The organism is Bacillus sp. Hm123, from assembly GCF_051842975.2.
In the GTDB taxonomy this organism is placed as follows: domain Bacteria; phylum Bacillota; class Bacilli; order Bacillales; family Domibacillaceae; genus Bacillus_CE.
In genome coordinates this window covers 2,271,526-2,283,299 of sequence record NZ_CM200277.1, presented here as the reverse complement: position 1 = coordinate 2,283,299, position 11,774 = coordinate 2,271,526, and the positions used below count along the sequence as shown (strand labels likewise).

The 11,774-nt window shown below is 41.8% G+C and carries 13 protein-coding genes; all 13 read left to right on the top strand.

Features of this window, described 5'->3' with window-relative positions; genetic code table 11:
* Nucleotides 1-90: 90 nt before the first annotated feature.
* The gene (grpE, locus tag ACSVDJ_RS11855) at nucleotides 91-648 is read left to right on the top strand and encodes a nucleotide exchange factor GrpE (RefSeq protein ID WP_439168932.1); all 558 of its coding nucleotides are present in this window, start codon (nucleotides 91-93) and stop codon (nucleotides 646-648) included.
* A gap of 35 nt (nucleotides 649-683) precedes the next feature.
* On the top strand, nucleotides 684-2,510 hold the full coding sequence (gene dnaK / locus ACSVDJ_RS11850; RefSeq protein ID WP_439168931.1) for a molecular chaperone DnaK: 1,827 nt from the start codon (nucleotides 684-686) through the stop codon (nucleotides 2,508-2,510).
* A gap of 171 nt (nucleotides 2,511-2,681) precedes the next feature.
* Entirely contained in the window at nucleotides 2,682-3,803 is a 1,122-nt protein-coding gene (dnaJ, locus tag ACSVDJ_RS11845) for a molecular chaperone DnaJ (RefSeq protein WP_439168929.1), read from the top strand.
* A gap of 23 nt (nucleotides 3,804-3,826) precedes the next feature.
* Complete coding sequence (gene prmA / locus ACSVDJ_RS11840; RefSeq protein ID WP_439168928.1) at nucleotides 3,827-4,765, top strand: 50S ribosomal protein L11 methyltransferase; 939 nt, start codon at nucleotides 3,827-3,829, stop codon at nucleotides 4,763-4,765.
* 69 nt (nucleotides 4,766-4,834) lie between these two features.
* Complete coding sequence (locus ACSVDJ_RS11835; RefSeq protein ID WP_439169108.1) at nucleotides 4,835-5,587, top strand: 16S rRNA (uracil(1498)-N(3))-methyltransferase; 753 nt, start codon at nucleotides 4,835-4,837, stop codon at nucleotides 5,585-5,587.
* 5 nt (nucleotides 5,588-5,592) lie between these two features.
* Entirely contained in the window at nucleotides 5,593-6,933 is a 1,341-nt protein-coding gene (gene mtaB, locus ACSVDJ_RS11830) for a tRNA (N(6)-L-threonylcarbamoyladenosine(37)-C(2))-methylthiotransferase MtaB (protein WP_439168927.1), read from the top strand.
* A gap of 149 nt (nucleotides 6,934-7,082) precedes the next feature.
* Nucleotides 7,083-7,763, top strand: coding sequence for a deoxyribose-phosphate aldolase (gene deoC / locus ACSVDJ_RS11825; RefSeq protein WP_439168925.1), 681 nt, complete (start codon nucleotides 7,083-7,085; stop codon nucleotides 7,761-7,763).
* A 124-nt stretch (nucleotides 7,764-7,887) separates the two neighbouring features.
* Entirely contained in the window at nucleotides 7,888-8,061 is a 174-nt protein-coding gene (rpsU, locus tag ACSVDJ_RS11820) for a 30S ribosomal protein S21 (RefSeq protein ID WP_094836917.1), read from the top strand.
* 19 nt (nucleotides 8,062-8,080) lie between these two features.
* Nucleotides 8,081-8,524 carry a GatB/YqeY domain-containing protein gene (locus tag ACSVDJ_RS11815; RefSeq protein WP_439168924.1) on the top strand — a complete coding sequence of 148 codons (444 nt, stop codon included), beginning with the start codon at nucleotides 8,081-8,083 and terminating at the stop codon, nucleotides 8,522-8,524.
* Between the two features lie 199 nt (nucleotides 8,525-8,723).
* Nucleotides 8,724-10,040, top strand: coding sequence for an NfeD family protein (locus ACSVDJ_RS11810; RefSeq protein ID WP_439169106.1), 1,317 nt, complete (start codon nucleotides 8,724-8,726; stop codon nucleotides 10,038-10,040).
* 31 nt (nucleotides 10,041-10,071) lie between these two features.
* The gene (floA, locus tag ACSVDJ_RS11805) at nucleotides 10,072-11,052 is read left to right on the top strand and encodes a flotillin-like protein FloA (RefSeq protein WP_439169105.1); all 981 of its coding nucleotides are present in this window, start codon (nucleotides 10,072-10,074) and stop codon (nucleotides 11,050-11,052) included.
* A gap of 34 nt (nucleotides 11,053-11,086) precedes the next feature.
* Nucleotides 11,087-11,431: a hypothetical protein gene (locus tag ACSVDJ_RS11800; protein ID WP_518620653.1), complete on the top strand. Its 345-nt coding sequence runs from the start codon at nucleotides 11,087-11,089 to the stop codon at nucleotides 11,429-11,431.
* Nucleotides 11,432-11,489: 58 nt separating this feature from the next.
* Nucleotides 11,490-11,774, top strand: coding sequence for a sporulation protein YqfC (yqfC, locus tag ACSVDJ_RS11795; RefSeq protein WP_338750192.1), 285 nt, complete (start codon nucleotides 11,490-11,492; stop codon nucleotides 11,772-11,774).

Below are 11,774 nucleotides of genomic sequence, written 5' to 3'. Positions count from 1 at the left end.
GAGCATGGAAGTTGTTGCTGACTTCCTTCTCTTTCTGTGTATAATATAAAGGTTAGCTAATTAGGAGATAATTTGAAGGAGGTGAAACCAATGGCAGAAGAGAAGCAACTACATGAAGAACAGCTTGAACAAACTGACGAACAGCCAGTAACAGAAGAAGCAACAGAACAAACAGAAACTGTTGAGGAAGAAGCTTCTTTTGACAAAATAAATGAATTAGAGCAAAAATTAGAGGAAGCAGAAAGTTCTTATTTGCGTTTACGTGCTGATTTTGATAATTTCCGTCGACGCACGCAAATCGAGCGTGAAGCGGCCGATAAATATCGCGCACAAAATTTAATTTCTGATTTGCTTCCATTACTAGACAACTTCGAGCGTGCATTGAAAGTTGAAGCAACAAATGAGCAGACAGAATCCGTTCTTCAAGGGATGGAGATGGTCTATAAAGGGTTGCTCACGGCGTTAGAAAATGAAGGTGTCGAAGCGATCGAAGCTGTTGGCAATGAATTTGATCCACATATTCATCAAGCAGTTATGACAGATAATGATGAAAACTACGGATCAAATATCGTGGTGGAAGAATTTCAAAAGGGCTATAAACTAAAAGACCGTGTCATTCGTCCATCAATGGTCAAAGTTAATCAATAAAACATTACATATATTTTTCAGGGAGGTAAGAACAAATGAGCAAAATTATCGGTATCGACTTAGGTACAACGAACTCATGTGTGGCGGTTCTTGAAGGTGGAGAAGCAAAAGTTATTCCTAATCCAGAAGGTAACCGTACAACACCATCTGTAGTTGCATTTAAAAATGGTGAGCGTCAAGTAGGGGAAGTAGCGAAGCGTCAAGCGGTTACAAATCCAAACACAATTATTTCTGTTAAGCGTCACATGGGTACAGCACATAAAGAAACAGTTGAAGGGAAAGAGTATTCTCCTCAAGAAATTTCAGCAATGATTCTTCAACATTTGAAATCTTATGCAGAAGAATATTTAGGAGAGAAAGTAGAAAAAGCCGTTATTACTGTTCCTGCTTACTTTAATGATGCTGAGCGTCAAGCAACTAAAGATGCTGGTAAAATCGCTGGCCTTGAAGTAGAGCGTATTATTAACGAACCGACAGCAGCAGCGCTTGCATACGGTATGGATAAAATGGATGAAGATCAAACGGTTCTTGTATACGATCTTGGTGGTGGTACATTTGACGTATCAATTTTAGAACTTGGTGATGGTGTGTTCGAAGTTCGTTCTACAGCGGGTGATAATCGTTTAGGTGGAGACGACTTTGACCAAGTGATCATCGATTACTTAGTACAAGAATTCAAAAAAGAAAACGGCATCGACTTATCTCAAGATAAAATGGCGATGCAACGTTTAAAAGACGCGGCGGAAAAAGCGAAGAAAGACCTTTCAGGTGTGACTTCTACACAAATTTCTTTACCGTTCATTACAGCAGGTGAAGCTGGACCACTTCACTTAGAATTAACATTAAGCCGTGCGAAGTTTGAAGAGCTATCAGTGAACCTTGTTGAGCGTACGATGGGCCCTGTACGTCAAGCGCTTCAAGATGCAGACCTGTCTGCTTCTGAGCTTGATAAAGTTATTTTAGTTGGTGGATCAACTCGTATTCCAGCTGTTCAAGAAGCGATTCGCAAAGCAACGGGCAAAGACCCTCATAAAGGCGTAAACCCAGATGAAGTAGTAGCAATGGGAGCTGCTGTTCAAGGCGGAGTGTTAACAGGAGATGTAAAAGACGTTGTTCTTCTAGATGTAACTCCACTATCTCTAGGTATTGAAACGATGGGTGGCGTGTTTACGAAGTTAATCGATCGTAATACAACGATTCCAACTTCTAAATCACAAGTGTTCTCTACAGCTGCGGACAATCAAACAGCCGTTGATATTCATGTACTTCAAGGGGAGCGCTCGATGGCGTCTGCAAACAAAACGTTAGGTCGCTTCCAATTAGCGGATATCCCACCAGCACCACGTGGCATTCCACAAGTCGAAGTAACTTTTGACATCGACAAAAACGGTATCGTGAATGTTAGTGCGAAAGATATGGGCACAGGTAAAGAACAAAACATCACGATTAAATCATCTTCAGGTCTTTCGGATGAAGAGGTTGATCGTATGGTGAAAGAAGCAGAAGAAAATGCGGAAGCAGACAAAAAGCTAAAAGAAGAAGTAGAACTTCGTAATGAAGCCGATCAATTAGTCTTCACAACAGAAAAAACATTAAAAGAACTTGAAGACAAAGTAGACGCTGAAGAAGTGAAAAAAGCAGAAGATGCGAAAGAAGCGTTGAAAGCAGCTATTGAGAAAAATGAACTTGAAGATATTCGTGCGAAAAAAGATGAGCTATCTGAAATTGTGCAAAACTTGTCCATGAAACTGTATGAAGAAGCAGCTAAGCAAGCTCAGCAGCAAGAAGGACAAGCACAAGGTGGACAAAAAGACGATGACGTCGTCGATGCTGAATTTGAAGAAGTAAAAGACGATAAATAATCGCAAGCTTGAGCCTTTTCGCTAGGTAGCTAAAGTCAAAGTCAGGGGGTTCCTTGACTTTGACTTTTTTCATGATGAGCTGAAACAATCGATTAGGATTAACTATTCACTATTAAGGAGCAACTATGTTAAAATAGCCTTTATGTGAAAGGAATCGGGGAGTGGAAAGTGATGAGTAAACGAGATTATTATGACGTACTTGGCGTCGAAAAAAGCGCATCTAAAGAGGAAATCAAAAAAGCATATCGCAAGCTTTCAAAAAAATATCATCCAGATATTAATAAAGAAGCGGGAGCCGATGAAAAATTTAAAGAAGTAAAAGACGCTTACGAAGTGTTAAGCGATGATCAAAAACGGGCACAATATGACCAATTTGGTCATGCGGGTCCAAATCAAGGGTTTGGTGGAGCTGACTTTGGTGGCGGCTTCGGAGGGTTTGAAGATATTTTCAGTACCTTTTTCGGTGGCGGCGGTGGTCGCAGGAGAGATCCAAATGCTCCGCGCCAAGGAGCAGACTTGCAGTACACAATGACGATCAAATTTGAAGAAGCAGTGTTTGGAAAAGAGACGGACATCGAAATTCCGAAAGAGGAACTTTGCGGAACTTGTACAGGCACGGGAGCAAAACCTGGTACGAACCCAGAAACTTGTTCGCATTGTCACGGTGAAGGTCAGTTAAATGTTGAGCAAAACACGCCGTTTGGTCGCATCGTGAATCGTCGTGCTTGTCCGTATTGTAGCGGTACAGGCAAGATGATTAAAGAGAAATGCTCGACATGCAGCGGTGATGGAACAGTAACGAAAATGAAGAAAATTCATGTGAAAATACCAGCTGGAATTGATGATGGTCAACAGCTTCGCGTATCTGGACAAGGAGAGCCAGGTGTAAATGGCGGTCCTGCGGGTGATTTGTTTATCGTGTTCCGCGTTCTCCCACACGAATTGTTTGAGCGAGATGGCGACGATATTTATTGTGAAATTCCTATCACATTTGTTCAAGCGTCACTTGGTGATGAAATTGAAGTACCGACCATTCATGGAAAGATTAAATTGAAGGTGCCAGCAGGAACACAAACAGGTACGAGATTCCGTCTGCGTGGAAAAGGTGTGCCTAATGTTCGAGGTTACGGTACAGGAGACCAACATATTCAAGTGAAAGTCGTGACTCCAGCGAAATTAAATGAAAAGCAGAAAAACTTGCTTCGAGAATTTGCGGAAGTAAGTGGTGAAATGCTAGATGAACAAGAGGCGGGTTTTTTTGATAAAGTAAAACGCGCGCTCAAGCGTGACTAATAAAGAATGGAGCTGGCAAACAGATGAAGTGGTCGGAGATTAGCGTTCAAACAACAAATGAAGCAGTAGAAGCTATTTCTAATATTTTGCACGAAGCGGGTGCAAGTGGCGTAGTTATTGAAGATCCTTTTGAATTAAAGAGAGAGCGTGAGGATCAATTTGGTGAAATTTATCAGCTAAATCCCGATGACTATCCTGAAGAGGGTGTAATCGTTAAAGCGTATTTACCTGTGAACAGCTTTCTAGCTGAAACTGCTGAAGGGATTGCACAATCGATTAAGAATCTTGTCGAATATAATATTGACATCGGTCAAAATGTGATGACATTGATGGAAGTAAATGAAGAAGATTGGGCGACCGCATGGAAGCAATATTATAATCCGGTGAAGATCTCTGAAAAATTTACGATTGTTCCTACGTGGGAAGACTATACACCTGTCAGTACAGATGAGTTAATCATTGAACTGGACCCGGGTATGGCTTTCGGCACAGGTACACACCCGACAACGGTCATGTGTTTGCAAGCGTTAGAACGATACGTCCAATCAGACGATCATGTCGTGGATGTCGGCACGGGTTCAGGAGTGTTAAGTATTGGTGCAGCATTGCTCGGTGCGAAAACAGTAACTGCCCTAGACTTAGATGAAGTCGCTGTGGAATCGGCGAAGGAGAACGTTCGTCTCAATCATGTCGAAGAAACGGTAAATGTGTCAAAAAACAACCTATTAGATGGCATTGACGAACAAGTAGATGTTGTGGTGGCCAATATTTTAGCGGAAGTCATTATGTCTTTCACAGATGAGGTGGCTCAAGTCGTGAAGCCAGGCGGCTACTTTATTTCTTCAGGGATCATTAGTCAAAAGCGTGATGATGTGAAAGAGGCTGTCATTGCAGCAGGCTTTGATATTGAAGAAATGGTGTTAATGGAAGACTGGGTTGCTATTATTGCTAAGAAAAAATAATAAATGAAAAGCTGTCTCAGAGGTTTGTGAGACAGCTTCAAAGAAAATGAAATAGACGGGGTGACAATCGTGCAGCGCTACTTTGTAAATGAACAATTAGAGGATGGCAAGTCAATCAAAATCGAGGGAGAGGATTTTCATCATTTGTCACGAGTGATGAGGATGGAAGTCGGGGATCATGTCTATGCTGTATTTCCTAATGGAGAGACAGCAGAGGTAGAAATTGAGCTTCTTGCTAATGATTATGCACTTGCCTTTCTTGTGGAATGGATTCATGATAAGAAAGAGCTGCCGGTTGATATCGCCATTGCGAGCGGTTTGCCGAAAGGGGATAAATTAGAACTCGTCATTCAAAAGGGAACAGAACTAGGCGCTAACTCGTTTGTCCCTTTTCATGCGGATCGCTCCATTGTGAAGTGGGATGAGAAAAAGGGTGAGAAAAAGACGGAACGCTGGTCGAAAATAGCCAAGGAAGCCGCTGAACAATCTCATCGTAACCGTGTGCCAGGCGTGATGAAGCCGGTGAATATAGATCAATTGATTGAAATCGGACAAGACTATCCGTTTAAATTATATGCTTATGAAGAAGAGGCGAAGCAAGGAGAGAAGCAGGCGTTTCATCAAGTGCTAGCTGAGATGCAGCCGGGTGATCGACTGTTCATTGTCTTTGGACCTGAAGGTGGAATTTCAGAGAAAGAAGCGGAAAAATTACGGAGCCATGGCTATATTCCATGCGGCTTAGGCCCGAGAATTTTACGAACCGAGACTGCTCCGTTATATGCTTTATCTGCAATTTCCTACCATTTTGAACTAATGAGGTGATGATAATGTCAACAGTGGCATTCCAAACACTTGGATGTAAAGTAAACCATTATGAAACAGAAGCGATCTGGCAGCTGTTTAAAAGCCAGAATTACGAGAGAGTTGATTTTGAAGCAACAGCAGATGTTTATGTCATCAATACATGTACTGTGACGAATACAGGAGACAAGAAAAGTCGTCAAGTTATTCGTCGAGCAGTTCGTAAAAATCCAGACGGGGTTATTTGTGTTACTGGTTGTTATGCGCAAACATCGCCAGCTGAAATTATGGCGATTCCCGGAGTAGACGTTGTTGTCGGAACACAAGACCGGACGAAAATGATTGACTATATTGAGCAATTTAAACAAGAGCGTCAACCGATTAATGGCGTCGGCAACATTATGAAAAACCGCGTATACGAAGAATTAGATGTACCGGCTTTCACGGACCGCACACGTGCTTCTTTAAAAATTCAAGAGGGCTGCAATAACTTTTGTACGTTCTGTATTATTCCGTGGGCGCGCGGCTTAATGCGTTCTCGTGATCCGCAAGAAGTGCTTCGTCAAGCACAGCAGCTTGTAGATGCGGGTTATAAGGAAATCGTGTTAACAGGTATTCACACAGGCGGATACGGTTCGGATATGAAGGATTACAATTTAGCGATGCTTTTGGCTGATTTAGAAAAAGTTAACGGCTTAAAGCGTATCCGTATTTCGTCAATTGAAGCAAGCCAATTGACAGATGAAGTGATTGATGTGATTGATCGTTCAAACATTGTAGTGAGACATCTGCATATTCCATTGCAATCTGGCTCAAACACCGTGTTGAAAAGAATGCGTCGTAAATACACGATGGAGCATTTCGCTGATCGTTTGAACCGCTTGAAGCAAGCATTACCAGGATTGGCTGTAACGTCTGATGTCATTGTAGGTTTCCCTGGTGAAACAGAAGAAGAATTTATGGAAACGTATAATTTTATTAAAGAGCATAAGTTTTCTGAGCTTCATGTTTTCCCTTATTCCAAACGTACAGGTACACCAGCTGCGAGAATGGATGATCAAGTCGATGAAGAAGTGAAGAACGAACGTGTTCACCGTTTAATTGAGCTTTCTGATCAATTAGCGAAGGAATATGCTTCTCGTTTTGAAGGAGAAGTGCTTGAAGTGATTCCGGAAGAGCCTTTTAAAGAAGGAGATAAAGAAGGTTTATATGTCGGCTATACAGACAACTATTTAAAAGTAGTGTTTGAAGCAACAGAAGAAATGGTTGGTCAAATCGTGAAAGTGAAAATCACGAAAGCTGGCTATCCATACAATGAAGGCCAATTTGTCCGAGTGCTAGAAGAAGAATTAAATGCAGTGAATTAATCTATCGCCTTTTGTGCAATAACTAATTGCATGAAAGGCTTTTTTATTTTTAGAAAGTAAAAAACAATATCGTGCATTCTCGCAATTTTATAGTGGCGATGGTAAGATAGAGATGTACGGACAACTTGTCTGAAGGGAGATCATCATTTATGACAAATCAATTTGAACAAGTGGCAAAAATGATTGACCATACATTATTAAAAGCGGATGCAACAAAAGAAGAGGTAAGGAAACTTTGTGAAGAAGCAAAGACCTATGAATTCGCTTCTGTTTGTATTAATCCAACATGGGTGTCTTATGCAAGTGAACAGTTACAAGGAACGCCAGTAAAAGTATGTACAGTGATTGGTTTTCCGCTAGGAGCTATGACATCAGAAGTAAAGGCGTTTGAGACGAAGAATGCCATTGAAAACGGTGCTGAAGAAGTGGATATGGTCATCAATATTGGTGCCTTAAAAGACGGAGATGATGAGACAGTATTGAAAGATATTCAAGCGGTTACATCTGCGGCTAAAGGTCAAGCGTTAACGAAGGTGATTATTGAGACTTGCCTGTTAACAGATGAAGAGAAACAAAAAGCTTGTGAACTCGCTGTCCAAGCAGAAGCAGACTATGTGAAAACATCGACAGGCTTTTCAACAGGCGGCGCGACGGTTGCGGATATTACGCTAATGCGCCAAACAGTTGGGCCTGATATCGGTGTGAAGGCGTCTGGCGGTGTCCGCAGTAAAGAAGATGCGGAAAATATGATCAAAGCTGGTGCAACAAGAATTGGGGCTAGTTCTGGTGTAAAGATCGTTCAAGGACTTCAAGCGGACGCGGATTATTAATTAGCTGACGTTTTGTAAAGAAAATTTCTTGACCGTTATAATTGCTTGTATTATAATTATTTAGTACATGGAATTTCCATAACGGAACATGTAATCGTAAGTGTTCGGAGGGAGGGAAAGAGAAATGTCAAGAACAGTTGTTCGTAAAAACGAATCACTTGAAGAGGCTCTACGTCGTTTCAAACGCTCTGTTTCCAAAACTGGAACTTTACAAGAATTTAGAAAGCGTGAATTCTACGAAAAGCCAAGTGTGAAGCGTAAAAAGAAATCTGAAGCGGCTAGAAAACGTAAGTGGTAAAGAGAGAGAGGGTGTAAGAATGAGTCTTCTCGAGCGTTTAAATAATGATATGAAGCAAGCGATGAAAAACAAAGAAAAAGACAAATTGACTGTCATTCGCATGCTTAAAGCTTCCTTGCAAAACGAAGCGATTAAAGCAGGCAAAGAGTTGGCAGAAGATGACGAATTAGCCGTACTTTCTCGCGAAGTGAAACAACGCAAAGACTCCCTCCATGAGTTTGAGAAAGCAGGACGTGAAGATCTGGTTTCAAAAATTCAAACTGAACTAACTTACGTGAACATATACATGCCGGAGCAACTTTCAGAAGAAGAATTAGAAGCGATTGTTCAGGAAACAATTGTAGAAGTGAATGCTTCCTCTAAAGCTGATATGGGTAGAGTAATGAGTGCGCTCATGCCGAAAGTCAAAGGTAAAGCTGACGGCGGAACAGTGAATAAGCTAGTTCAGACAAAATTATCATAAAAAAGAGATGGCGATTGTTGCCATCTCTTTTTTATACTTGGCGATAAGTCAACATCGATTCACTGTCGTTCATCGTGTTTCCTTTATCTCGATCGGATCGTTCCAGTCCATACGCCGCTGATCAGCGCTTTCCGCTTTTCGTTTTAATTGAAACTTTTTTGTGTGGTTGTTCGTATAGTAGGAAGGTGAGGTGGTGAGTGTGGTGAAAAATTACGGGCTTTTTTTGTTTAGTTTGGTATTATTGATTGTGGGGATATGTTTGCCGACAGTTTCGCAAGCTGAGAGTAAGCCTGTTTATGTGATTCCAGTGCATCATGAGGTCGAGAAGGGCTTGTATGGGTTTATGCAGCGTGGGATAGAGGAGGCGAAGGAGCAAGGGGCCGAGTTAATTGTACTTGAAGTGCATACTCCTGGTGGGCTTGTCAATGCGGCAGGGGATATTGGAAAATTGTTAGATGAAACAGATATTCGGACAGTTGCCTTTATTAACAATCAAGCATTGTCAGCCGGAGCGTATATTTCTCTTCATGCCGATGCGATCTATATGGTGCCTAACGCACAAATGGGAGCAGCGGCCATTATTGATCAGCAAGGGAATATGGCTGATAAGAAAGCGCAAAGCTATTGGCGCTCAGCGATGAAGGGTGTGGCTGAACAACGTGGGCTTGATCCTAAGTATGCGATCGCTATGGCTGACCCTAACATCGACTTGCCGCAATATGATGCGCCTAAAGGAGAATTGTTAACGTTCACCTCTAAGCAAGCGCTAGCAGCTGGTTATTCAAAGGCGACGGTTGATCAGTTAGCGGATGTATTAAAGGAAGAAAAAGTTGAACAATCGCCGATCAAACAGATGGAAGAGAGCTGGGCAGATAAAATTGCTCGATTTGTGACAAACCCTATTGTCGTACCTATTCTATTGTCGCTTGCTAGCCTCGGTCTCGTTTTAGAGTTGTATTCTCCAGGGTTTGGTGTGCCGGGTTCGATCGGATTATCCTCTTTATTGTTATTTTTCTATGGCCATCTTGTTGCTGGTTTAGCTGGATATGAATCGGTATTATTGTTTGTTATCGGTGTCATATTAATTGTCGCTGAGTTGTTTTTACCAGGTGGTATTGCTGGCTTTCTTGGAATTTCAGCTGTCACCGGTAGCATTTTACTCGCCGGTGATAATGTCAAATGGATGGGTATTTCGTTATTAATTGCCATGGTGATCGCGACCCTTGGCATGATTTTAATGGTAAAGGTGTTTGGTAAAAAGATGAAATTTTTCAAGAGAATGATTTTAAAGGATTCGACTAGTACAGAAAGCGGCTACGTATCTAACGTCAATCGTTCGGAACTAATTGGAAAAATAGGAATCACGAAAACGCCATTTCGACCAGCGGGTACAGTAATGGTTGATGGAGAGCGGCTTGATGCGGTCACTGAAGGCGGTTTTATTAATGCCGAAAAGTCGGTGAAAATTATTAAGGTAGAAGGTTCACGCATTGTTGTAAGAGAATTGGAAGAATAAAGGAGGAAATAGAATGGACACTAGTTTAATTATGGTAGGTGTGGCCGTTGTCATCGGCATTATTTTGTTATCAATTTTATTGACGTTTGTACCGGTCATGCTCTGGATTTCAGCGTTAGCTGCTGGAGTAAAGGTGAGTATTTTGACATTGATCGGGATGAGGCTTCGTCGTGTTATTCCAAGTCGAGTGATTAACCCCCTCATTAAAGCGTCAAAAGCAGGAATTAACGTATCAACGAACCAATTAGAGAGTCACTACTTAGCGGGAGGAAATGTCGACCGTGTCGTCAATGCTTTGATTGCCGCGCATCGTGCCAACATTGAATTAACGTTTGAGCGCTGTGCAGCGATTGATCTTGCTGGTCGTGATGTGCTTGAAGCAGTACAAATGAGCGTTAATCCAAAGGTGATTGAAACACCGTTTATTGCCGGGGTTGCGATGGATGGGATTGAAGTGAAAGCGAAAGCTCGTATTACGGTGCGTGCCAATATTGACCGCCTCGTCGGGGGTGCCGGTGAAGAAACCGTCGTTGCTCGTGTCGGTGAAGGAATTGTTAGTACAATTGGTTCTAGTAATGATCACAAAAAAGTACTTGAAAATCCAGATATGATTTCGCAAACGGTCCTTTCTAAAGGGCTAGATGCCGGAACAGCGTTTGAAATTTTATCGATTGATATTGCTGATGTAGATATCGGTAAAAACATCGGTGCTGAATTGCAAACAGAGCAAGCGGAAGCGGACAAAAATATTGCACAGGCGAAAGCGGAAGAACGTCGTGCAATGGCTGTGGCGACGGAGCAGGAAATGAAAGCGCGCGTACAAGAGATGCATGCGAAAGTGGTAGAAGCAGAAGCGGACGTACCTTTAGCGATGGCTGAGGCGTTACGCAGTGGCAATATCGGTGTCATGGATTATATGAATTATAAAAATATTGATGCGGACACAGATATGCGTGGTTCAATTGGCAAAATGGCTGGTGGAAAAAAGGATAGAAAGGACGACGAGAAATAACTCGTCTGTCTTGGCTTGAAGGGAGGTCTTTGCGATTGAATCGATTATTGTAGCGATTGTGATTGGGATCATTGTGAACATTTTCAACCGATTTAGCGACAATGAAAAAGACAAAAAATCACCAGGACCAGTGGCTCGTCTACCTGAAACGAACAAGAAAAAAACAGTTAGTGAGTTAAAGCAAGCTGTCGAAGAAGTGAAAGTAGAAATAGCTCCACCTTCAAGACAGCTAGAGCAAAGAATCGGCAGCGTCAGACAAGAACGATTGAAAGTGAAAGAAGAAAGGCCCTCTTCGTATGAAATAGAAGAAGACGATCTATTAAAGGGCATTATTTTTTCACAAGTACTTAGTCCGCCTAAGGCACGCCGTCGCAAATAAACTGACATGAACCCTCTTTTCTTTTCATACATTTGAAAGGAAAGGAGGGTTCTTTTTTATGGCGAAAAAGTGGGGCCAACAAATGAAAAATTGGCTGGCTAATTCAATGAACTTACCCGAAGATGTCATGATGGACCTTCCCCGCATTACGATCATCGGTCAGCTGCATATTTATATCGAAAATCATAGAGGTCTACTTGCTTTTTCAGATAAGGAAGTTCGGTTGTTGCTTACAAAAGGTCAGCTATTGATTCAAGGACATTCTTTTACGATTAAAACGATTTTACCAGAGGAGATCTTGCTTGAAGGGAAGATCGTCAAGCTGATGTATTTAGAAGGGTAG

Coding starts and splice junctions, on each gene's coding strand:
- dnaJ (WP_439168929.1), top strand. CDS start 2,682: ATGAGTAAACGAGATTATTATGACGTACTTGGCGTCGAAAAAAGCGCA.
- dnaK (WP_439168931.1), top strand. CDS start 684: ATGAGCAAAATTATCGGTATCGACTTAGGTACAACGAACTCATGTGTG.
- deoC (WP_439168925.1), top strand. CDS start 7,083: ATGACAAATCAATTTGAACAAGTGGCAAAAATGATTGACCATACATTA.
- ACSVDJ_RS11815 (WP_439168924.1), top strand. CDS start 8,081: ATGAGTCTTCTCGAGCGTTTAAATAATGATATGAAGCAAGCGATGAAA.
- prmA (WP_439168928.1), top strand. CDS start 3,827: ATGAAGTGGTCGGAGATTAGCGTTCAAACAACAAATGAAGCAGTAGAA.
- rpsU (WP_094836917.1), top strand. CDS start 7,888: ATGTCAAGAACAGTTGTTCGTAAAAACGAATCACTTGAAGAGGCTCTA.
- mtaB (WP_439168927.1), top strand. CDS start 5,593: ATGTCAACAGTGGCATTCCAAACACTTGGATGTAAAGTAAACCATTAT.
- yqfC (WP_338750192.1), top strand. CDS start 11,490: ATGGCGAAAAAGTGGGGCCAACAAATGAAAAATTGGCTGGCTAATTCA.
- floA (WP_439169105.1), top strand. CDS start 10,072: ATGGTAGGTGTGGCCGTTGTCATCGGCATTATTTTGTTATCAATTTTA.
- grpE (WP_439168932.1), top strand. CDS start 91: ATGGCAGAAGAGAAGCAACTACATGAAGAACAGCTTGAACAAACTGAC.